At 50.1% G+C, this 22,967-nt stretch carries 21 protein-coding genes; 16 read left to right on the top strand and 5 right to left on the bottom strand.

Annotated elements, in window-relative coordinates:
• The first annotated feature begins 3 nt into the window (after positions 1-3).
• From I0P70_RS07430 to I0P70_RS07420, 3 genes are all read left to right on the top strand, one after another.
• Positions 4-702 (top strand): lycopene cyclase domain-containing protein, encoded by a 699-nt coding sequence (locus I0P70_RS07430; RefSeq protein ID WP_196116099.1) that lies wholly within the window; start codon positions 4-6, stop codon positions 700-702.
• Between the two features lie 6 nt (positions 703-708).
• Positions 709-1,560 carry a 4-hydroxy-3-methylbut-2-enyl diphosphate reductase gene (locus I0P70_RS07425; protein ID WP_196116097.1) on the top strand — a complete coding sequence of 284 codons (852 nt, stop codon included), beginning with the start codon at positions 709-711 and terminating at the stop codon, positions 1,558-1,560.
• Between the two features lie 92 nt (positions 1,561-1,652).
• Entirely contained in the window at positions 1,653-2,342 is a 690-nt protein-coding gene (locus tag I0P70_RS07420; protein WP_196116095.1) for a fatty acid desaturase, read from the top strand.
• A 48-nt stretch (positions 2,343-2,390) separates the two neighbouring features.
• Here I0P70_RS07420 and I0P70_RS07415 read toward each other — a convergent pair whose 3' ends face one another.
• The 3 genes from I0P70_RS07415 to I0P70_RS07405 form a co-directional block, all read right to left on the bottom strand.
• Entirely contained in the window at positions 2,391-2,741 is a 351-nt protein-coding gene (locus tag I0P70_RS07415) for a heavy-metal-associated domain-containing protein (RefSeq protein ID WP_196116092.1), read from the bottom strand.
• Between the two features lie 88 nt (positions 2,742-2,829).
• Positions 2,830-5,031 (bottom strand): TonB-dependent receptor domain-containing protein, encoded by a 2,202-nt coding sequence (locus I0P70_RS07410; protein ID WP_370583189.1) that lies wholly within the window; start codon positions 5,029-5,031, stop codon positions 2,830-2,832.
• A gap of 99 nt (positions 5,032-5,130) precedes the next feature.
• Positions 5,131-5,535: a hypothetical protein gene (locus I0P70_RS07405; RefSeq protein ID WP_370583188.1), complete on the bottom strand. Its 405-nt coding sequence runs from the start codon at positions 5,533-5,535 to the stop codon at positions 5,131-5,133.
• A gap of 393 nt (positions 5,536-5,928) precedes the next feature.
• On the opposite strand from I0P70_RS07405, the gene mraZ reads away from it, so the two are divergent.
• From mraZ to ftsZ, 13 genes are all read left to right on the top strand, one after another.
• The gene (gene mraZ / locus I0P70_RS07400) at positions 5,929-6,396 is read left to right on the top strand and encodes a division/cell wall cluster transcriptional repressor MraZ (protein ID WP_007652473.1); all 468 of its coding nucleotides are present in this window, start codon (positions 5,929-5,931) and stop codon (positions 6,394-6,396) included.
• Positions 6,396-7,298 (top strand): 16S rRNA (cytosine(1402)-N(4))-methyltransferase RsmH, encoded by a 903-nt coding sequence (rsmH, locus tag I0P70_RS07395; RefSeq protein ID WP_196116090.1) that lies wholly within the window; start codon positions 6,396-6,398, stop codon positions 7,296-7,298. Before mraZ ends, rsmH begins: the two co-directional genes overlap by 1 nt.
• Positions 7,299-7,361: 63 nt before the next feature.
• Positions 7,362-7,784, top strand: coding sequence for an FtsL-like putative cell division protein (locus I0P70_RS07390; RefSeq protein ID WP_370583187.1), 423 nt, complete (start codon positions 7,362-7,364; stop codon positions 7,782-7,784).
• Entirely contained in the window at positions 7,774-9,873 is a 2,100-nt protein-coding gene (locus I0P70_RS07385; RefSeq protein WP_196116088.1) for a penicillin-binding protein, read from the top strand. The genes I0P70_RS07390 and I0P70_RS07385 overlap by 11 nt, the downstream gene beginning before the upstream one ends.
• Positions 9,873-11,339 carry a UDP-N-acetylmuramoyl-L-alanyl-D-glutamate--2,6-diaminopimelate ligase gene (locus tag I0P70_RS07380; protein WP_196116087.1) on the top strand — a complete coding sequence of 489 codons (1,467 nt, stop codon included), beginning with the start codon at positions 9,873-9,875 and terminating at the stop codon, positions 11,337-11,339. Before I0P70_RS07385 ends, I0P70_RS07380 begins: the two co-directional genes overlap by 1 nt.
• Positions 11,340-11,378: 39 nt before the next feature.
• Positions 11,379-12,599 (top strand): phospho-N-acetylmuramoyl-pentapeptide-transferase, encoded by a 1,221-nt coding sequence (gene mraY, locus I0P70_RS07375; protein WP_007652469.1) that lies wholly within the window; start codon positions 11,379-11,381, stop codon positions 12,597-12,599.
• A gap of 19 nt (positions 12,600-12,618) precedes the next feature.
• Positions 12,619-13,962, top strand: a complete 1,344-nt coding sequence (gene murD, locus I0P70_RS07370; RefSeq protein ID WP_196116086.1) for a UDP-N-acetylmuramoyl-L-alanine--D-glutamate ligase — start codon at positions 12,619-12,621, stop codon at positions 13,960-13,962.
• A gap of 27 nt (positions 13,963-13,989) precedes the next feature.
• On the top strand, positions 13,990-15,138 hold the full coding sequence (locus I0P70_RS07365; RefSeq protein WP_196116085.1) for an FtsW/RodA/SpoVE family cell cycle protein: 1,149 nt from the start codon (positions 13,990-13,992) through the stop codon (positions 15,136-15,138).
• Positions 15,131-16,243, top strand: a complete 1,113-nt coding sequence (gene murG / locus I0P70_RS07360; RefSeq protein WP_196116083.1) for an undecaprenyldiphospho-muramoylpentapeptide beta-N-acetylglucosaminyltransferase — start codon at positions 15,131-15,133, stop codon at positions 16,241-16,243. Before I0P70_RS07365 ends, murG begins: the two co-directional genes overlap by 8 nt.
• Complete coding sequence (murC, locus tag I0P70_RS07355) at positions 16,240-17,634, top strand: UDP-N-acetylmuramate--L-alanine ligase (RefSeq protein ID WP_196116080.1); 1,395 nt, start codon at positions 16,240-16,242, stop codon at positions 17,632-17,634. The genes murG and murC overlap by 4 nt, the downstream gene beginning before the upstream one ends.
• 1 nt (position 17,635) lies before the next feature.
• Positions 17,636-18,397: a cell division protein FtsQ/DivIB gene (locus I0P70_RS07350; RefSeq protein ID WP_196116078.1), complete on the top strand. Its 762-nt coding sequence runs from the start codon at positions 17,636-17,638 to the stop codon at positions 18,395-18,397.
• Between the two features lie 12 nt (positions 18,398-18,409).
• Positions 18,410-19,705, top strand: coding sequence for a cell division protein FtsA (gene ftsA / locus I0P70_RS07345; RefSeq protein ID WP_007652463.1), 1,296 nt, complete (start codon positions 18,410-18,412; stop codon positions 19,703-19,705).
• 46 nt (positions 19,706-19,751) lie between these two features.
• The gene (ftsZ, locus tag I0P70_RS07340) at positions 19,752-21,368 is read left to right on the top strand and encodes a cell division protein FtsZ (protein ID WP_196116076.1); all 1,617 of its coding nucleotides are present in this window, start codon (positions 19,752-19,754) and stop codon (positions 21,366-21,368) included.
• A 94-nt stretch (positions 21,369-21,462) separates the two neighbouring features.
• Here ftsZ and I0P70_RS07335 read toward each other — a convergent pair whose 3' ends face one another.
• Both I0P70_RS07335 and I0P70_RS07330 read right to left on the bottom strand, forming a co-directional pair.
• Complete coding sequence (locus tag I0P70_RS07335) at positions 21,463-21,987, bottom strand: NADPH-dependent FMN reductase (protein ID WP_196116074.1); 525 nt, start codon at positions 21,985-21,987, stop codon at positions 21,463-21,465.
• Between the two features lie 148 nt (positions 21,988-22,135).
• Positions 22,136-22,888 carry a succinate dehydrogenase/fumarate reductase iron-sulfur subunit gene (locus I0P70_RS07330; RefSeq protein WP_196116072.1) on the bottom strand — a complete coding sequence of 251 codons (753 nt, stop codon included), beginning with the start codon at positions 22,886-22,888 and terminating at the stop codon, positions 22,136-22,138.
• Between the last annotated feature and the right edge of the window lie 79 nt (positions 22,889-22,967).

The raw sequence follows: 22,967 nt of genomic DNA, 5'->3' as shown, positions 1-22,967 counted from the left end.
CACATGCCGCTATACCTGTACTTGAACATCTTCACCATCCTGTTTCCGCTGTTGCTCTCCTTCGACAGGAAAGTGGCATTTTATAAAAACTGGCCATACCTGTGGCCGGCAATCATCATCAATGCTGTCCTGTTTATCATCTGGGACGAAATCTTCACGCAAGCTGGCGTATGGGGCTTCAACCCGGAGTATCTGGTAGGGATCTACATCTTTAGCCTGCCGCTCGAGGAGGTACTTTTCTTCATCACGGTGCCTTACGCCTGCGTCTTTATCTACGACTGTCTCAATGCTTACATTACCAAAGACCTGCTGCAGCCTTATGCTAAGGCGATCACCTTTGCGCTTATACCTGTGCTCTTACTTCTAGCAGTCTTTAATTTAGAAAAGCTCTATACTTCCATCACCTTTACCTTGCTGGCCGCTATGCTGGGGGCGCACTATTACTATTTCAACACAGAAAGACTCGGGCGCTTTTACCTGGCTTACATGGTGCACTTGGTTCCGTTCCTGCTTGTAAATGGCGTTTTGACTTACCTGCCGATAGTTTGGTATAACAACAGCCACAACCTGAATCTGCGCATTGTGTCTATACCTGTGGAGGACTCGATGTACTCCATGCTGATGCTTTTGTCGACAATTTCGATGTACGAGGGCTTAAAACAGCGCTTCGCCGTTAAACAATATCAACGCTTGGCTGTATAAAGGTATATGCGGAACCTTCAAGTCACGATCGATTCTAACTCAGGCTTTTGCTTCGGCGTGGTCTATGCCATCCAGATGGCTGAGGACCTGCTCGATGAGCAAGGGTATCTTTACTGTCTGGGTGATATCGTGCACAATGACGTGGAGGTGGAGCGCCTGCAGAAGCGCGGTCTGCGCATCATCGACCATGGCCAGTTGGGGAAGCTGCGCGACGAGGCTGTCCTGATTCGAGCCCATGGCGAACCGCCTGCAACTTATCACGTGGCCCTGCAGAATAACCTGACCCTGATCGATGCCTCCTGTCCCGTGGTACTCAAGCTGCAGAACCGGATTAAAACGTCCTACGACAAAGACGAGCGCATTTTTATCTACGGCAAGCACGGGCATGCTGAGGTGATGGGCCTGTTGGGGCAGACGAGCAACAAAGCGGTGGTGTTCGAGAATCTGGACGAACTGATGCAACATGAGTTGCCGCCCAAAATCACACTTTACAGCCAGACCACCAAAAGCACCAACAGCTTCTACAACATAAAGGACACGCTCGAGCAAAAGGGCTACGAAGTGGACGCCAACGACACCATCTGCCGGCAGGTATCGAACCGAGACAAAGACCTGCGCAAGTTTGCCGCTCAGTTTGATAAGATTATCTTCGTGTCGGGCACCAAGTCGAGCAATGGCAAAGTGCTCTATCAGGTATGCAAAGACACAAATCCGGCTACTTATTTTGTTTCGAAGGTAGAAGAAATACAGCCCGAGTGGTTTGCCGACGGCGACAAAGTGGGTATTTGCGGCGCAACTTCTACACCCATGTGGCTGATGGAGGAGGTGCGCGATACCTTACTAAAGGAAGCGGTATAATCAGGTATAGGGATGGCCTGCAAAGAACAGGTATATCCGAAGCGTGACTGTTCAATGTAGGTATAGCTAATATCCAGCCTTTAAATAATCAAATGGCAAAGACAATCCATAGGGACAACAGAGGGGTCACCATCGCAGCCATTATTGTGGTGTGCTGGTCTGGCCTGCTCGTATACCTGTTGCGCTTTCCGGTTGACTTTGCATCGCCTTTGCCATATCTGTTCATGCTGCTGCAGACGCACTTGTACACAGGCCTTTTTATTACTGCCCACGATGCCATGCATGGCGTTGTCGCTCCCGGCCGGCCAAAGCTGAACCGCATGATCGGCACTGTCACCGCTTTTCTCTTCGCCTATAACTGGTACCCACGGCTCCTGCCTAAGCATCACCAGCACCACAGGCATGTGGCCACAGAGGAAGACCCAGACTACCACCACGGCTCTTTCTGGCCCTGGTACTACAGTTTTCTGAAGAACTACATCACATGGTGGCAGATCGTGCTGATGGCCATTACCTATAATGTGCTGCAGCTGTTTTTTCTGCTCGAGAATGTAATCATGTTCTGGATGATGCCCGCTATACTGGCTACATTCCAGCTGTTCTACTTCGGAACCTACCTGCCGCATCGCGGTGAGCATGCCCCCGAGAACAAGCACAAATCAGGTACACAGGCCAAAAACCACCTGTGGGCCTTTGTGAGCTGTTACTTCTTCGGCTATCACTACGAGCACCATGACAAGCCCTACCTACCGTGGTGGCAGCTGTATAAAGCAAAAGGGTAGCCGACTTGGTGTCAGCTACCCTTTTTGATTTTAAGGTATGGGCGGCTTTTAGTGCGCGCCAGCTTCCTTGCGGCAGCAATCGTCCAGTTTGTTGTAGGCACGTGGCGTGGCTGGTTTGTCGTCGGCGTCGTAGCCTGTGTCGTTCACTGCCTTACGGATTTTGTCTTCGTTGGTCTTTTTCGGGTCATAGGTAACAGTCAGCATCTTGGAATCCACGTCCAGGTTCGATTTTTTGACGCCCTTCTCATAAGCCATCGTTTTTTCTATGCTCTTCTTGCACATGCCGCACACAGCTGAAGTTTTAATTTGAACTGTTTTTTCATTGCCGTTCTGGGCCTGTGCGCTCAACGTAGCGAAGAACATAACAAGTGCTAATCCGATGTTTCTGAAGATTTTCATAATGTGAAATTGTTATTGGTGAAAGTTAGATGTATGATAATGATTTGGTTTCTATTAGAGCCGCTGGAGCAGTGCAAATGATGTGCCGCTATTCGATCTTGAAGCGCATACCTGCATAGATGACCCTGCCGGTAATTGGCCCCCACACCATGCTGGCGTCGAAGTTGGCACCAAAGGGATTATCTGCCCCTCTGATCGCATCTGGTTGACGGAAGTTCAACAGGTTCTCACCGCCCAGGTATAGTTCCCAGCGCTTGAAGGCTCGCGACACCTGCCCATTCAAGGTATAGAAAGCATCGGACTGGCGCACGTTCGCTGTACCGCTATGGCCTTCCATGTAGGCTAATGGCATTTGTCCGAAGTACTGTGTGGTCAGATCGGCACGCCATTTATCGAATGGTGTGGCAAAGCCGAGGTTCACGAAGAAGCGGTGCTGCGGAATCATCGGGCGCTGCTGCAGCGCGCCGTTGTAGGTGGTCTGCACGTCGTAGTATTTATAGGCCGTCTTTACGTCAAAGCCCTTCAGCACCTCATATTGCAACTCCGCCTGAAAGCTGCGAGAGAAGGAGCGGCCCTGCAGGTTGTAAAACTCAACCTGGTTGGCGCTGCTGTACATGTCAGCCACTACCTGATTCTGGAAAGTGGTGTAATAGAAGTCGGTGATGAAAGCGCCCGGACGACTGCCCAACTCAAAATACTGTGTAAAGGAGCCACCCAGGTTCCAAGCCTTCTCCGGCTGCAGTTCTTCCCGGAAGGTGAAGGCGCGGTTGCTGACCAACGCAGCCGTGTTCTCCGAAATAGGGTTAGCAACCCGGAAGCCCTTGCCTGCCGCTAACCGGAAAATGGTATTCTGTGTCAGGTCGTATTTTACATTAAGGCGAGGCGTAAATACAGTGCCGTAGAGATTGTGGAAGTCGGTGCGGGCGCCGGCCACTACAGTTAGGTTTTCGGAATTGTTGAAGATGTATTCTGCAAAAATACCCGGTACTTGTTCGGTGCGGCTCAGTCTGGTTTGCTCCAGTCGCTCGGTATAGTCGTCGTAAAGGAAGCTGGCACCCACCTTGTAGGTATGGCCCGTATGCCCGATGATGGACTGGAAAATGAAGCGCAGATCGCCTGTGTTCTGTTCGCCATTGTATGTGCGGCGGCCATAGAGTGAATTAAACTTGTGGTGTACACCTGATGAAATAAAACCCAAACTCTGGTAAGGCTTGCCCTTGAAGGTATAGGAGGTCTTATTGTAAAAGGACAGACGATCCGTTTCGGATTCGGTACCATAGTTTTGCTCAGGTCCAATTGCTTCGCCTTTTTCATAGTCCATCTGTCCGCCTAGCTTCGTCTCGCGCAGGGCATTTATCCCAAACTCTGATACCCAATCGCCATGGGTATACTTCCACTTGTTATATACATTATGATGCGTGCCAAGTGCCAGGTCCATAAAGCCGTCCTTGTTGCGGTCCACACGGTTGCCCAGGTGGTCGGAGTGCAGCATCAGGAGCGTGCTCCACTTTGGGCTTACCTGCGCCGACACGTTCAGATTGGCGTCGAACTTAGCGAGGCTGTTTCCATACAGGTTCAGGTATAGCCGTTCGCTTTTCTCAGGGTCTTTCAATTTTACGTTCACCTGCCCCGAAATCGATTCGTAGCCGTTTAGCACCGAGCCCATTCCCTTTATGATGTCAATAGACTCAATGTAAGTGCCAGACAGGTAGTTGAGACGGTAGGGGGTTGAAAGGCCGCGCAGGGCCGGCACGTTGTCTGTGGTCAGCAAGGTATAGGAGCCGTCCAGCCCGAGCATTTGGATTTGCTTGGCACCCGAAACCGCGTCGGTGGTCGTCACTTCCACGGAGGCATTTGTTTCGAAGCTCTCCGCCAGGTTGCAACAGGCCGATTTTTCCAGGTCACGTGTTGTGATGATCTGCGAATTGGTGGGGGTGAGGGCGGAGTAGCGCGTCTGTTGTCCTTCCACCACTACCTCCCTTAAGGAACTGGTAGGTGTGAGTGCCACGATAACAGCTGTTTTGCCGCTGACATCAATCGTGTCGGGCTTGTAGCCCAGGTAAGACACGATGATCTGGGGACTAATGGCGTCGGTCAGTTGCAGTGTGAAGTTTCCGCTGGCATCAGTAGCAGTGCCTTTAGACGTTCCCTTCCACACGGCGTTGGCGCCTATCAGAGGTATTTTGCTGGATTGGTCTACCACTGTGCCCGTCAGTTGCTGGGCGGCGGCAGGTATAAGTATAGTAATAAGGAGTGCAAACGTGCCGAAGATTCGGCTGATAGTTCGCACAGGTATGCTAGAATACATATTCTTTATTGATTAAAATTTCTGAATGCAGGTTTGTGCATAGGCCTTTAGCCAATGCAGGATTTTATGCAAACGGAAATCCTAGACGATAAGAATTTGTAGCCGATGGAGTAGTTGAATGCCGTAGAGCGGGGGAGAACTATCGGAGTAAGTAAGAATCCGTTGGTCGGTGGCTGGCTCCGGCGCCCAAGTGGTAAAAAGTGGTGTGAATGCAGCCGCAAAGAAAACAGGAATCTCGAGCGATAGACTTTTGATAGAAGAGACCGGCTCCAGCTTTTCAAAGGAAAGTTCTGTTGTACAGCAATCATCTTCGGCAGCTTCCTGTGTGTTAGGCTCTTGGCAGCAACCATCCGCTTGCTCCTGCATGGCCGACATTTTCAGTCCAGTCATCAGGCAGAGTTGTTCGCTCAAAGCCACGCCAAACGAGCCCAGCAAAATGCTCAGGGTCAGGAGTAGCGTAACCGTATGGCGGATGGTCTGATTCACAGTGCAAATATACGGATAAACTCCCCACTTTTACCACAAACTTTATCCACTCTCGGGATATCGTCCCACTTTCTACCACATTCTCCACTTTGTCCCACTTTTGACAAAAATGCCTTCGGAGAGCAATAGTTTAGGTCTGCTTATTGTGTTAATGTCTTGTCTTACAGTGTTTTATAATATATAGTCTCTCGTATATTAACGAACTAGTATATTTTATGCAAATAAACTTATCCGCAAAATGAAGGTCCGAAATGTGGATAATGTGGATAAGTGGGGTGGATAACCGTAATTTATCCACAAAGTGGTAAAAAGTGGGAGATTGTGGTTGCGGTGTTTTGGTGAATCGTTACATTTGTATACTCCGAAAACTATACGGACTCAACTGTCATATACATGAACTTCCTGTCTGGCGAATACGAATGCAAGATTGATCCAAAGGGAAGGTTGGTTTTACCTGCGAAGATAAAATCCAACCTGCCGGAGGCGTCTGGCAATCATGTGGTGCTGACACGAGGCTTCGAGCCTTGCCTCGTGCTTTACCCGAAATCGGAGTGGAAGACGATCTATGATAAGGTGGCAGGTCTAAATGAGTTTAATGAGGAGTACCGCCAGTTTCAGCGCAACTTCTTCCGTGGCAACACGGAGATCGAGTTGGACGGCACCGGCCGTTTCATCGTGCCCCGCACCATGGCCCGTTTCGCCGATCTGGAGAAAGAGGCGATTGTGGTAGGCTTGGGAAACCGTGTTGAGATCTGGAACCCTGACAAGTATGAGGACTTCCTCATCAAGGACCAGCAGAGTTTCTCACAACTGGCCGAGAAGTTTTTAGGAGATAAACCGGCGGAAGCGCCTTTGATTTAATGGAGTACCACAGACCGGTTATGCTGCAGGAATGCATAGACGCGCTGGCGATCAAACCAGATGGCGTGTATGTCGATGTGACGTTTGGAGGCGGTGGTCACTCTAGCGTAATCGCCAGCAAGCTGACGACAGGTCAGCTTTACTCATTTGACCAGGACCGCGACGCGGAGGAGCAGTCGAAAAAAATCGACAGCCCGGCTTTCACGTTTGTGCGCGCCAACTTCCGGGACCTGAAAAAGTACCTGCGCCTCTACAAGGTGAAAGAAGTGGATGGCATTCTGGCTGATTTAGGCGTATCGTCGCACCAGTTCAACGAAGCCGAACGCGGTTTTTCGACTCGTTTCGATGGTCCGCTTGACATGCGCATGGATCCTGAATCAGGTATGCCGGCCAGCGAGGTGGTGAACACCTACAGCCAGGAGCAGCTGCACAGGATCTTCGGAATTTACGGCGAAGTGAAAAACGCCAAGACACTGGCCGGTGTGATCGTATCGCAACGTGCCCGCAACCCGATCGAGACGATCGGGGAGTTTAAACAAGCGATCAGCTCCTGCACCCCGCGTGGAAAGGAGAATAAATACCTGGCGCAAGTGTTTCAGGCGCTGCGCATAGAAGTAAACGACGAGCTGAAGGCGCTCGAGGAAATGCTGGAGCAGGCGGCCGAAGTGCTCAAGCCCGGCGGTAGATTGGTGGTGATGTCATACCACTCACTCGAAGACCGGCTCGTGAAGAACTTCATCGCCAAGGGCAAGTTCTTCGGAGAGGTGGAAAAAGACCTGTTCGGAAACGAGAAAAAGCCACTCGACGCCGTCAACCGAAAGCCGATTGTGCCCTCGGAACAGGAATTGCTTGAGAACAGTCGCTCACGCAGCGCCAAACTAAGAATCGCAGAGAAGAGATAGCGAATGCAGAAATAGAATTAACAACAGTGTAGTAACCTAAACTTAACTATGGCTCCTAACCTTATGACTAAGACAGCTGCCGCGCCCAAGGGCAACACGCTGCGCGTGAAGCCAGAGGAAGAGGTGAAGCCGGAGGTGAAGACTAAGAAGAAGGGGTTCAGCCTGTTCAAGTGGCTGGATAAGTACACGAACGTTGATTTTCTGTTTCAGGAGGGCGTGCCGACCAAGTACCTGCCGCATGTGCTTTTCCTGACAGGTATTACGCTTTTCTACATCGGCAACACCCACTATGCCGAGAAGACCATCCGCAAAATAGCCAAGATCAAAGTAGAGACAGAAGACCTCCGGGCGGATTACACCACCCTGAAGTCTGATTATATGGGCGCCAGCAAACAGTCTGAAGTGGCGCGCAACGTGGCACCGCTGGGCCTTGTTGAAAGTTCATCTCCACCTTACCAAGTAGAAGTTGCGGCAGATGAATATTAAGAAGGAAATAGTACTGCGCGTACGGATCGTGTTCCTATTGGTCTGCCTTTTTGCTTGTGCGATCGTGTACAAGATTGTGCAGATACAGGTGCTGGATGGTACCAAGTGGAAGCAGATCTCGAAGGAGCGTCGCATACGCTACCAGCCAGTTCCGGCTACCCGTGGCAATATCTACTCTGACAACGAGAGTATATTGGCCACGTCGCTGCCGTTTTACCGCGTTGCGTTTGACCCGGCAATTGCCCAGGCCGAGACTTTCAACGCAGGTATAGACTCGCTGGCCATGCTGTTGTCACGCTTCTACAAAGACCAGTCGCCGGAACATTATCGCCGCAAGATCAAAAATGCGCGACATGCCGGCAGGAGGTACATAAGACTGAACAGCCGCCAGATCAACTACCAGGAGAAGAAGATGATGGCGAGCTGGCCGATCTTCCGGGCTGGAAAGAACAAAGGCGGAGTGATCTTCGAGAAAGTGGAGAAGCGCTTCAAGCCTTTCGGTATGCTGGCTGAGCGTACCATCGGCTTTATAAACGAGGACAAAAACGGCGCGGGGCTGGAATACAGCTTCAACGGCGATTTGGCGGGCACCGATGGGGAGGCCCTTTTTGAGCGTATAGCGGGCGGTAACAAACCGATCTACGACGGAACGGAAGTGGCGCCACAGAACGGTTACGACATTAAAACCACCATCGATATCAACCTGCAGGACGTGGCCGAGAATGCGCTCTACAAGGCACTGGTAGAGAAAAACGCTGACTATGGTTGCGTGATCCTGATGGAGGTGAAGACAGGCGAGATCAAAGCGATGGCCAACTTAGGTAGAACCAAGGGCGGTTACATCGAAGACTATAACTATGCGGTTGGTAACCAGGGACGTACGGAGCCAGGTTCAACTTTCAAACTGGCTTCTATGCTGGCTTTGTTTGAACATTCTGATGTGGACCTGACCGATACGGTAGACACAGGAGATGGCAGATACCGCATTAAAAATACGACCATGACTGACGTGAAAATCGGCGGTTACGGCAAGATCACGGCACAGGAGGTGTTCGAGAAGTCGTCCAATATCGGGGTGGCCAAACTGATTCAGGATAACTTCAGTGACAACCCGCAGGCCTTTGTGGATTACCTGCACAAGTTCGGACTGAGCAGCACACTGGGCTTTCAAATGGATGGTGAGGCAAGGCCTTACATCAAGAACACGAGCGACAAGACATGGTATGGCACAACGCTAACCTCCATGTCAATCGGCTACGAAATGAAGCTGGCCCCGCTGCAGACACTGGCACTTTACAATGCTGTGGCAAACAATGGGGTGAAGGTACAGCCGATCATCGTGAAAGAGATCCGTCGCGCTGATCAGGTGATCCAGACATTTCAGACGCGTGTGCTGAACGAGAGAATTGCTTCAGAAGAGACGATTAAGAAGGTGCGTGCCATGCTGGAAGGTGTAGTGCAGAATGGTACCGCCAAGAACATCAAGAGCGCCGACTATAAAGTAGCCGGTAAAACCGGAACCGCCCGCAAGGTGAAAGACGGTAAGTACGTGAAGCTATACTCGACTTCGTTTGCCGGCTATTTCCCGGCTGACAATCCGAAGTACAGCTGCATAGTGATCATTGACAGTCCGAGAGGCGTGAACGTGTACGGCGGCGATGTGGCCGCGCCGGTGTTTAAGGAAGTGGCTGACAAAGCCTATGCCCGAGACTTGGCCATGCACCAGCCGCTTCGTGCCCGTGTAGTGCCGAACAAAGACAGTTTGCCACAGGTGAAAGCCGGCAGTTTGGATGATCTGGGCCTGATATTGAACAAGATCGGCGTAAGCAACCACTCCACGGCGACAAGCGATGACGAGTGGGTGCGTGTGACACCGCAAATGCGCTCGCTGAAGTTTGAGCCGAACCCCGTAAGAGGCGGTCAGGTGCCTGATGTGACTGGTATGACGCTGCGCGACGCACTGTTCATTTTGGGCAACCAGCACCTGAAGGTAAGTGTGGAAGGGATGGGCAAGCGGGTGCAAAAGCAATCCGTGCAGCCGGGCACCGAAATTAACAAAGAGACTAAAATTACGATTGTATTGAGCTAATGCAGCTATTGCAGGACATATTGAAAGACGTAACCGTGCTGGAAAGCCACGGCCCGCTGGATGTGCAGGTTGAGTCGATTACCTTCGACTCACGCCAGGTGCAGCAAGGCGTGCTGTTTGTGGCTATGCGCGGCGTGCAGGTAGACGGGCACGACTTCATGGCGAAAGCCGCGGAGGCGAAGACCGTTGCCATTGTGTGCGAAGAATTACCGGCTGAACTGGCCGAGGATGTTACTTATATCAAGGTAAAAAACAGCGGTCAGGCCTTGGGTTTGATGGCTTCTGCGTTTTACAGCCATCCGTCCCGCAAACTGAAACTGGTGGGCGTAACGGGCACCAACGGTAAGACCACTTCGGTGACTTTGCTGCACAAGCTGTTCCGCGAACTGGGCTACCATGTGGGTATGATCTCCACAGTGCAGAACCAGATTGACGAAGAGGTGATTCCGTCGACGCACACCACGCCGGACGCCGTGTCGCTGAATGCGCTGTTGGATAAGATGGTGAAGGCCGGTTGCGGGTATGTTTTCATGGAAGTGAGTTCGCATGCCATGGTGCAGCAACGCGTGGCAGGTATAACCTTTGCCGGCGGCGTGTTCACCAACATCACCCATGACCATTTAGACTATCACGGCACCTTCGACGAGTATATCAAAGCGAAGAAGTCCTTCTTTGATATGCTACCGGCTGGTGCTTTTGCCCTGATCAATGCCGACGACAAGCGCGGTCCGGTGATGGTGCAGAACACCAAAGCGGACGTGCGCTATTTCTCGCTCCGCAAAGTAACTGACTTTAAGGCACGCCTGATCGACAACACATTGCAGGGCTTGCATTTGGAAATCGACGGTCATGAGATTTGGGCCAAACTAATCGGGGCGTTCAACGCCTACAACTTACTTGGTGCTTATGGTGTGGCAGTGCTGCTAGAGGAAGATCCTATGGAAGCGCTCACTATACTCTCGAGCTTGGATACAGCAGCTGGCCGCTTCGATTACATAGTGTCGGAGCAGGAGCAAATCACCGGTATAGTGGACTATGCCCATACGCCGGATGCACTGGAAAACGTGCTTAACACGATTCAGCAAATACGCACGCCGTTGCAAACGGTGATAACAATAGTTGGCTGTGGTGGTAACCGCGACGCGGCTAAGCGCCCGGTGATGGCCGACATCGCCTGTCGCCTGAGCGACAAGGTGATTTTAACGTCCGATAATCCGCGTTTCGAAGAGCCACAGGTGATACTGGAAGACATGCAGAAAGGCGTAAAGCCGCTGGATTTCAAGAAAACCCTGAGTGTGCTGGATAGGAGAGAGGCGATTCGCACGGCCTGCATGCTGGCGGGTAAGGGTGATATCATACTGGTGGCAGGCAAAGGCCATGAGACTTATCAGGAGATAAAGGGCATGAAATACCCATTCGACGATAAACAAGTGCTACAGGAAGCCCTGCAACAGCTTGGCAAATAAAACAAACTGAAAAACAAAGGAGAAACGATTACAGATTAAATGCTTTACCACCTCTTTACATACCTTGACCGTGAGTACGACCTATTAGGGGCGGGTGTATTCCAGTACATCTCCTTCAGGGCGGGTATGGCAACGCTGACGTCTTTGCTGATCGCGATGATGTTTGGCGGACGACTGATTAAAATACTGCAGCGCAAACAAGTAGGCGAAAGCATTCGTGACCTCGGGCTGGAGGGCCAAATGGAGAAGAAAGGCACCCCGACTATGGGCGGTCTGATCATCCTGTTGGCTATACTGGTGCCCACCTTGCTGTTTGCCCGTCTGGATAACATTTACGTGTTATTGATGATCGTTTCGACGATTTGGTTGGGCTTGATCGGCTTCCTCGATGACTACATCAAAGTGTTCAAAAAGAACAAAGAGGGACTGGCCGGAAAATTTAAGGTGCTGGGTCAGATTGGCTTAGGAATTATTGTAGGTTTGACCCTATACTTTAGTGACGATGTTGTCGTAAGGCAGTACATCTTCACCGATGGTTCTACTTCCGCCGTGAACGCCACGAGCAAGTGGGTGGACATCAAATCCATGATTACGACTATACCTTTCCGCAAAAATAACGAACTCGATTACTGCAATCTGTTTTCTTTCGCGGGTCCGCTTTTCGCAGACTGGTCGTGCTACCTGTACATCCCGTTCGTGATTCTGGTAATCACGGCCGTATCTAACGGTGCCAACATCACCGACGGTATCGACGGTCTGGCGGCTGGTACCTCGGCCATCATCGGCCTTACGCTGGCGATCTTTGCCTGGGTATCGGGTAACACCATTTTTGCGGATTATCTCGACATCATGTTCATCCCGAACTCGGGTGAGCTGACCATATTTGCCCTAGCCTTTGTGGGAGCCTGTGTGGGTTTTCTGTGGTATAACTCGTATCCGGCACAAGTGTTCATGGGCGATACAGGCAGCTTGGCCATTGGCGGTATCATCGCAGTGATGGCCCTAATTGTGCGCAAAGAGCTGCTTATACCTATCCTGTGCGGCATCTTCCTGATTGAGAACCTGTCGGTGATGCTGCAGGTGAGTTACTTTAAGTATACCAAAAAGAAATACGGGGAAGGCCGACGCATCTTCAAGATGTCGCCGCTGCACCACCACTACCAGAAAAACGGCTACCACGAGTCCAAGATCGTTTCTAGGTTCTGGATTGTGGGCATCATGCTGGCAATTTTGACATTGGCAACCCTGAAACTGCGCTAAAACCTAACGAAAACAAACCATGAAACTAGCGATACTCGGAGCGGGAGAAAGTGGCGTAGGAGCGGCTTTGCTGGCAAAGGCAAAAGGGCTGGATGTGTTCGTGTCCGACATGGGGCAGATCAAGGAGGTATACAAAGCCAAGCTGGCAACAGCGGCTATACCTTACGAAGAGGGTACCCATACCTTTGAGCGTATTTTAGGATCGACCGAAATCGTCAAAAGTCCGGGTATACCTGACAAGGCAGCCATCATTCAGGAGGCGATCAAGAAAGAGATTCCGGTGATATCGGAGATCGAGTTTGCAGGCAGGTATACTGATGCGAAGTTCATTTGCATTACCGGTACGAATGGTAAGACCACGACAACCTTGCTCACTTACCACTTGCTGAAGAGCGCAGGTATAAATGTAGGGCTGGCCGGTAACATCGGCGAAAGTCTAGCTGAGAAAGTAATTGACAATAAACACGAGTACTACGTGGTGGAGCTGAGCAGTTTTCAGCTCGACAACATGTACCAGTTTAAAGCACATATTGGAGTACTGTTAAATATTACGCCAGACCACCTAGACCGGTATGGCTATGATCTAAACAAGTACGCCGCCTCTAAGTTGCGCATTGCGCAGAACATGAGCGGCGCGGACTACTTTATCTACAACAACGATGATGATATTATCCGTAATGCGTTCGATTCTGCGTCTTTTGGCGGAACCACAATCCCATTCTCACTCCAAAACACGGAGGGTACGAAAGTACTATGTGAAGGGACGCATGTAAAAGTCAACGTCAAGTTCTTTGAAGGCGACATTGACGCTTCGCGCTCTGCCCTGATCGGCAAGCACAACCAGTACAACACGATGGCCGCCGTGGCAGTCGCCAAGCTGATGGGCGTGGAGGACAGCCAGATCGGAAAAGGGCTGGAGACATTTGAGAATGCTGAGCACCGTTTGCAGGTGATCACAGTTTCAAAGGAAGTCACCTACATCAACGACTCGAAAGCGACAAACGTGGAAGCTGTGTACTATGCCCTAGAGGGTATAAAGCAGCCGATCATCTGGATTGCGGGCGGCGTGGACAAAGGGAACGACTACAGCGTGCTGACCGAGCTGGCCAAGGAGAAAGTGAAAGTGCTGGTTTGTCTGGGCAAGGACAACGATAAGTTGAAAGAAGCATTCGGACGCATTGTGCCGGTGATGGTGGAAACCACTTCCATGGAGTATGCCGTGCGCATGGGCCGCTTGCTGTCAACACCCGGTGATGTGGTGCTCTTGTCGCCGGCCTGCGCTAGTTTCGATTTGTTCAACAATTACGAGCACCGAGGGCAACGCTTCAAGGAGGCCGTAGAGAAGATAGTTTTGAAAAAGTAAGATTTTTAATTTTTAGCCAAAGGTAATATGATCAAGCAATGGTTACAGCGGAACCTGAAAGGGGACGCGGTGCTTTGGGGCATCGTGCTGATGTTCTCGCTTATCAGCATGGCAGTCGTGTATTCGGCTACCGGTACCTTGGCGTACAAGCAAAAAGACGGTAATACGGAGTACTTCCTCTTTAAGCACTCGTCGCTGATCTTCATCGGACTGGCCTTTATGTGGCTGGCGCACAAGATCGATTACCGTTACTATTCCCGCTTATCACTGGTGGCGCTTATCCTATCTGTGCCGCTTTTGCTCTATACCTTCTTCTTTGGTTCGAACATCAACGAAGCATCCCGCTGGATCACCATTCCAGTGATCAACCAGACTTTTCAGCCTTCGGATTTGGCGAAGCTGGCGCTGATTTCATACTTGGCCAGTATGCTCTCGAAAAAGCAAAACAACCTCGATGACTGGAAGCGCAACTTGATCCCGATTTTTGCCTGGACAGGTTTTATCTGCGCCTTGATCGCCTTGACGAACACTTCTACAGCGGTGTTGCTGTTCCTGACCAGTCTTTTGCTGATGTTCATTGGGCGTGTGCCAATGAAATCGTTAGCAGTTTTCGTGTTAGCAGGTGCCATGTTGGGCGGAGTAGGTCTAGCAGCCGGTCAGCGTTTAGGTACGGCCATCAGTAGGGTAGAGGCTTTCTTCGACGAATCCGAGACGGCTTTCCAGCTTGAACAATCTTATATCGCCATTGCAACTGGCGGTGTGGTAGGCAAAGGCCCGGGTAACAGCGACCAGCGTGATATTTTGCCGCACCCTTATTCTGACTTTATATATGCAATCATACTAGAGGAATACGGTTTGTTGGGCGGCGCCTTGGTGCTGTTCTTATACCTAGCCTTGCTATACAGAGGATTGGTGACCGTTACGAAAAGCAACGGTGCCTTTGGAGGCTTGCTGGCAGCCGGCCTGAGTTTCAGTCTGGTGCTGCAGGGCATGATCAACATGGGCGTGGCCGTTGGGCTTGGTCCGATTACGGGTCTGCCGTTGCCGCTTCTGAGTATGGGGGGGACGTCGCTTATTTTCACAGGTATATCGATTGGGATTATCCTAAGCGTGAGTCGTACCGTGAAAGGAGAAGAGTCATTTAGTTCAACCGCAAAAGTGACGGCCAATGCCTAATCAGCAGCGTCCATATCGCTTCATCATCAGCGGTGGCGGCACTGGCGGGCATATTTACCCGGCTATTGCCATCGCCAACCAGATCAAGGTGGTGCACCCTGATGCTGAGATCCTGTTTGTAGGAGCGATCGGGCGTATGGAAATGACACGCGTGCCGGAAGCTGGCTACAAGATTGTTGGTCTCTGGATCAGCGGACTGCAGCGTCGACTTACACTGGACAATCTCTCTTTCCCATGGAAAGTGATCTCCAGTATCCGGATGTCGAACAAGATCATCCGTGATTTTAAGCCGGATGCCGTGGTAGGTGTAGGCGGTTATGCCAGTGGGCCATTGCTGTATGCAGCTACCTCTAAAGGTATACCAGCACTTGTGCAGGAGCAGAATTCTTATGCAGGTATAACCAACAAACTATTGGCCAAGCGGGTGCAGAAAATCTGTGTGGCTTACAACAACATGGACGCCTTCTTCCCGGCCGAAAAGCTGGTGATGACAGGCAATCCGGTTCGGAAGGACATTATGGAACTCGAAGGCAAACGCCGCGAGGCCTTGCTGCACTTCGGACTGACTTCTGAAAAGAAAACCATACTGGTGCTAGGCGGAAGCCTTGGTGCCAGAACCATAAACCAAAGTATAGCCGCTGGCCTGCAGCAAATTGCCGAAGCGGGCTATCAACTGATCTGGCAGACGGGCAGAGCATTTTATCCGCAGGCGCAGGAATTGGAGAAGCCTTATGCCGATGCAGGTATACGTGCCTTCGATTTCATCCGTCAGATGGATCTGGCCTATGCCGCCGCTGATGTGGTGGTATCCAGAGCCGGGGCACTTTCGATTTCAGAACTGTGTCTGGCTGGCAAGCCTTCGATACTGGTGCCTTCGCCTAATGTAGCTGAAGACCATCAAACCAAAAACGCCATGTCGCTGGTGCAGGAGCAGGCCGCCTTATTGGTGCGTGACGGCGAAGCACAGCAAAAACTGATACCTGCCGCGCTGGAGCTGGCCGGAAACGAGGCAGAGCAGCACCGTCTGGCGCAGAACATCCTGAAACTGGCGCGGCCAAATGCCGCTGTCGATATTGTAAACGAACTGTTAAAGTTGATCAAGTGAGACTGGAAGACTATAGCTATATCTATTTCCTTGGCATCGGCGGAATCGGCATGAGTGCCATTGCCCGCTGGTTCAATGCCCGGAAGCTTCCGGTATGGGGCTATGACAAGACCCGCACCCCACTCACTGAGGCGCTGGAGCAGGAGGGTATCCGGGTGCATTATGAAGATGATGTAAACCAGTTGCCAAAAGAAATACTGGAGAACAAGGAGTCCACTTTAGTGGTGCTCACGCCAGCTATACCTGCCGAGCATACGGAGTGGGCCTACCTGAAAGAGAAGGGCTATACCATCAAGAAGCGTTCGGAGGTGTTAGGCATTATTACGGGTTCGGCTTATACCGTGGCCGTAGCCGGCACGCATGGCAAAACGACTACTTCGTCGATCGTGACGCATTTGCTGCACGAAGGTGGCGTGGACTGCTCTGCTTTCCTGGGAGGTATAGCTACCAACCTGAATTCGAACTTGCTGATCGGAAAAGGTACGGCTGAACAGGAGACGATTGTGGTAGAAGCAGATGAGTACGACCGCTCTTTCCTGACCCTATATCCGGACATCGCTATCGTGACGTCGGCTGATCCCGATCACTTGGATATTTATGGTGACAAAGAGGAACTGATCAGGACCTTTCAGAAGTTCATCAGTCAGGTCAAGCCCGGCGGCTATCTGATTTTGCATAGCGACACTGATCCACGTCTGCTTGAAAAAGTACAGGACGATGTGCGAGTGATTCGCTACGGCTTAAAGGAAGGCGAAGCACATGTGCAACAGCTTGAGATACAGGGATACAGCTTCTGTTTTGATGCGGAAACACCCATCAGTAACATAGCACGTTTGGTGTTGGCTTTGCCTGGATATCACAATGTAGAAAATGCCTTGGCTGCGCTGATAGCGGGTCAGATTATGGGCGTGTCAGAAGACAAGTTGCGTGATGCATTGGCAAGTTACAGAGGTGTGAAGCGACGCTTCGAAGTGGTATATGAAGGTCAGGGCAAAGTATACATTGACGACTATGCGCACCACCCGAAAGAGATCGATGCGTTCATGACGTCTTTGCGTGCCATTTACCCGGACAAAAAGCTGACCGTAGTGTTTCAGCCGCATTTGTTCAGCCGCACCCGCGATTTTGCAACCGAATTTGCACAGAGTTTGAGTGCTGCTGACGAGCTGATCTTGCTGGATATATACCCAGCACGGGAAAAGCCAATTGAAGGTGTAACTTCAGAAATGATTTTAGGCTTGATAAATGGCCCGAAAAAGAGACTTTTGCATAAAGAGAATGTGGCGGCTTATTTAGCTGAAAACACTGATTTTGAGGTATTGGCGACAGTTGGAGCCGGTGATATCGATACATTAGTAAAGCCTATAAAAAATATTTTAGAAAATAACTGAAATGGGCTTGAATAGTAAAATAAAATCTTTAATTTTTGCATGTTGTAGCGTGGTTACGATCGCCGCTCTTGCAGGATTTGCATCTTCTCGCCAAAATGAAAAAAAGTGTGAGAAAGTGTCAATAAATATTGATAATGAGTACAACAATTACTTTATTGGGGAAGAGGAAGTAAGAGACCTCCTTACCCGAGAAGGTGAACGAAAATTAGAAGGTTTGCCCAACCAGCAGATCGATCTGAAAAACCTTGAAAAACGCATCGAAGCACATAGCTTTGTGAAGGAAGCAGAGGTTTATAAAGGTCTCGACGGCAACATCAAAGTAAGTATTAAACAGAATAGGCCTATAGCTAGAATTATACGACCAGATCAAGATGTCTACATCGACGCAGAGGGTAATATGCTGCCCCTGTCCGACCGATACACCGCTCGTGTAATACCCATTACGAAGACCCAATCCGGCAGACCATTCTGCAGGGATTTCTTTCAGGACTCTACAGGCCAGGCCTATATTTCCTTGCTGCGTTTCATTGAAACCGATCAGTTTTGGAAAGCCCAATTAGCCCAGATGCATATCGATGAAAAGGGCAAAGTTTCTTTTCTGCCACAGGTAGGGGAACACACCATTGAGTTTGGGAAGCCAAATGACATGGAACAGAAATTTAAAAAGTTGATGGTCTTTTATAAAGAAGTGCTGCCCGTGATGGGCTGGGATAAATATAAGAGAGTCAATGTGGAGTACGAAGATCAGATTATTTGTGAATAACATATACAGCATATGCAGAACGACAAAATAGTAGTAGGCTTGGACATCGGCACAACCAAAGTTTGCGCACTTGTTGGTCGGAAGAATGAGTATGGAAAGCTGGAAATCCTGGGGATGGGCAAAGCCATCTCGGAAGGGGTGGTACGTGGTATTGTCAGCAACATCGACAAAACCGTAGAGGCGATCAGAAAAGCCGTTCAGCAGGCCGAAGATCAGGCGAGTATCAACATCAAGGTGGTCAACGTGGGAATTGCCGGGCAGCACATCAAAAGCCTGCAGCACAATGGCAGCATTACCCGCCAAATGACGGATGATGAGATCACGGTTGAGGATGTGAACCGCCTGACGAACGACATGTACCGCCTGGTAACGCCTCCGGGGAGTGAGATCATCCACGTAATGCCGCAGGAGTATAAAGTGGATTACGAAGAAGGTATAGTCGATCCGGTAGGTATGTCGGGGGTGCGTCTGGAGGGCAACTTCCACATTATCACCGCGCAGTCGAACGCGATCAGCAATATTAACAAATGCATCGCCCGTGCCGGTCTGGAGATTGATAATCTGATTTTGGAGCCTCTTGCTTCGAGCATGTCGGTCCTAAGCGACGAAGAGAAGGAAGCCGGGGTAGCCTTAGTTGATATTGGTGGAGGTACAACGGACCTGGCCATTTTCAAAGACAATATTATCCGCCATACGGCAGTTTTACCTTTCGGGGGTAATATCATTACGTCAGACATCAAGCAGGGCTGCATGGTGATGCAGAACCAGGCGGAGCAGCTGAAAGTGAAGTTTGGAAAGGCGATTGCTGATGAAGCATCTGATAATGAGATTGTTTCGATCCCGGGTTTGCGTGACCGTACGCCTAAAGAGATCTCTCTGAAGAACCTGGCCTATATTATTGAGGCGAGAATGGAAGAGATCGTGGAACTGATCTACTCGGAAATTGTTCGTTCAGGGTATAGCAACAGCCTGGCAGCCGGTATCGTGATCACAGGCGGAGGCGCTCAGCTTCAGAACCTGGTGCAACTGGTAGAGTACATCACCGGTATGGATACCCGCATTGGCTATCCGAACGAGCACCTGGGCAAGTCGAAGATCGATGCTGTAAAGAGCCCGATGCACGCAACGGGTGTGGGGCTGGTGTTGGCTGGCTACCAGTCACTTGACCAGCGTGAAGAGAAGCATGTGGAGGTGCAGCAGCACGAAGAGTATAACAGAGTGGTAACAACAAAGACCGCCAGCAAAGAAAGCAGCGGCAAGGGATTGCTCGACAGAATTAAAGGACTTCTGTCGGACGACATCGATTAGTAAGAAGCATAATTATTAGAAACCCATAATAGCAGGAGATTTTAGTATGACATCAATGTACAGTTTTGACCTGCCGGCAAGCGGTAAGTCCATCATCAAGGTGATTGGCGTCGGGGGCGGTGGCAGCAACGCGGTTAACCACATGTATAGCCAAGGTATCAAAGATGTGGAATTCGTGATCTGTAATACAGATATGCAAGCGCTGAAAAGCAGCAGTGTTCCAAATAAACTACAAATAGGCTTGAACCTGACTGAAGGTCTTGGCGCCGGTGCCAACCCTGAGAAAGGAAAGCATGCAGCGCTGGAGAGCAAGGAAGAGATACGCGAGTTACTAAGCAACGATACCAAGATGGTGTTTATCACGGCTGGTATGGGTGGTGGTACAGGTACTGGTGCAGCTCCGGTTATCGCAAAGGTGGCTAAAGAACTCGGTATCCTAACAGTGGGTATTGTTACAGCTCCTTTCGTTTTCGAAGGAAAGAAGAAAAAGACTGCCGCTGAGAACGGTATCAAAGAACTAAGTGAAAATTGCGACACAATCCTTGTTATCCTCAATGATAAGCTGCGCGAGATGTTCGGTAACCTGACCATTCGTGAGGCTTTCTCCAAAGCTGACAACGTGTTGACAACAGCCGCTAAATCTATTGCTGAGATTATCACCGTTACAGCCGAAGTGAACGTTGACTTTGAAGACGTGAAGACTGTAATGAAAGACTCTGGAGCTGCAGTGATGGGTTCTGCAACTACAGAAGGTGAGGGCCGTGCCCTGCGTGCTGCTGAAGAGGCGCTTTCTTCTCCTTTGCTGAATAACACCGACATCCACGGTGCTCAGAGAATCCTCCTTTCAATTATGTCTGGTGAGCAGGCTGAGCTTGAAATGGACGAATTGACTGAAATCACAGAATATATCCAGGATAAAGCCGGGCAGGAAGCTGAAGTAATTTTTGGTCACGGTATCGATTCTTCACTTGGTCAGAGTATTCGTGTAACCGTAATTGCTACTGGTTTTGCCAGTGATGCAGAGGTTATCATTGAGCCAAAGAAAACGGTGTTTGACCTGGATAGCCAAAAAAAAATTGAAGTAGCAGAGCCAGCCAAGCCAGAGCAACCTAAAATGGTGAACTTTGTGCCTGAGCCAGTGGTAGCGCCTGTTGTGACACCACAACCACAGCAACCAGTGCAGCAGCAGTTCGAAATTCGTCGCCCGGTGGTGGAGCAGCCGCAACAGCCAGTTCAGCCACAAGCGCCTCAGCAACAGCAGTACCAGCAGCCGCAGGCCCCACAGCCACAGCAGCCTGTACAGCAGCAACCGCAGCGCCGTGTTTTTAACCTAGAGGGTTCTGCTACGCAGGAGTTCAGCAACGGCTTTGGTGCGCAGCAACAAGAAGACTATGCCACACGTGAAGCAAAGCGCCTTGAAGCTGAGCGTGAGCTGATGAAGCAAAAAGCAATTGAGCGCCGTGAGCGCCTGAAAATGCTCAGCGCCGACATGACCACGAGCGAAGCGATGAAAGAGAAGCTGGACGTACCGGCTTACCTGCGCCGCAATGTTGCCCTGGATTCAGTTGCACACTCTTCTGAACGCAACATATCCCGTTTCAACCTAAACGATGACAACGAGATACTAGGTGATAACCGCTTTCTACATGATAATGTAGACTAATTTTTAATCCTGTTTTCTAATAATGTGAAGAGCCCGCTGTCAAAGCGGGCTCTTTTTTTATACCTATACCTACACTTACAGTATAGCTTGGCTATTAGAAATGGATGAATTGATCAATCTGCTGTTTTAGTAGTTCCAGGTATAGCTCGTTTGTGATAGCAGCTCCATCGAAGTTCTTCTCAATTTGAGCCAAGCGCGGTTTTAGCGCCAATACGTGCATGCCCAGGTAATTGAAAATATCTGTCAGGTGGCTCATGGCCAGGCCACTGCCTTGTACTCCGGATGAGAGGCCAACCAAAGCTGCCTTTTTGTTGCGAAAAGTGTTAGGGTAGGAAAGACCATCAATAAAAGCCTTGAGGACGCCTGGGAATGAACCGTTGTACTCCGGCACGATGAATACAAACTTTTCTGAATCACCAATAAGAGCGCTCAGGTCGTTAAAGGCTTGGTTTGTGCCAATGTTATCGTAAAGAGCTGATGTTGTAAAGTCAGCCGGAAGGTCAGCTAAGTCTAGTATTTGGTTAGCTATTTGGCGTTCGTCCAGCAGTTTTGAGTACAGATTGGCTACAGCTCTGGAGTTGGAGGATGGTCTGTTTGTGCCCGTTATAATGGTGATCATAGTATCGTGTAGGTGTTTTCCTGTAAACAGACGCTAGTCTTTACGGTTTACAGAAAAGTATAGATGTCAGAATATTTGTGCGAATATAAAAGCAAAAGGCGAGAACAGTTTCCTGTCTCGCCTTTTAAGCTCAATAGAATCAGGCTAACTATACGTTCTCAGAGCTTGCTTTAGCGCCAAGATACTCACGGTTCAACATCGCAATGTTGTCAAGCGATATGCCTACCGGACACTCAGCCGCACAGGCACCTGTGTTTGAGCAGGCACCAAATCCTTCTACGTCCATCTGGGCTACCATATTTTCCGCGCGGGTTTTAGCTTCTACTTTGCCCTGTGGCAACATAGCCAACTGTGATACCTTCGCGCTTACAAACAGCATGGCAGAGGCGTTCTTACATGCCGCCACACAGGCACCACAACCAATACAGGTTGCTGCGTCAAACGCTTTGTCAGCGATAGTTTTAGGTATAGGAATCTCGTTTGCGTCAGGTACACCACCTGTGTTTACGGATACATAACCACCAGCCTGCTGAATGCGGTCGAAGGCAGAACGGTCAACGATCAGGTCTTTGTGTACTGGGAAAGCTGCTGCTCTCCAAGGCTCGATCGTGATGGTATCGCCGTGGTTAAAGTGACGCATGTGCAACTGGCACGTAGTAGTACCGCGCTCCGGACCGTGTGCACGGCCGTTGATGAACAAGCTGCACATACCGCATATACCTTCGCGGCAGTCATGGTCAAAGGCAACAGGCTCTTCACCTCTTACCAGAAGTTCTTCGTTTAGCACGTCCAGCATTTCCAGGAAAGACATATCCGGAGATATGTTCTTAAGCGGATAGGTTACCAGCTGACCTGCAGTATTTCTATCTTTTTGGCGCCAAATCTTCAATGTGAGGTCCATTGGTTTAGCATTTGGATTACTTCCAGCCATTTCTTTATTAATTACGAATTAAGAATTACGAATTAAGAACTTCAATCAT

The organism is Pontibacter sp. FD36 (assembly GCF_015686655.1).
GTDB lineage: Bacteria > Bacteroidota > Bacteroidia > Cytophagales > Hymenobacteraceae > Pontibacter.
The sequence above is the reverse complement of the archived record's forward strand: the minus strand, read 5'-3'. Positions and strand labels throughout refer to the sequence as shown.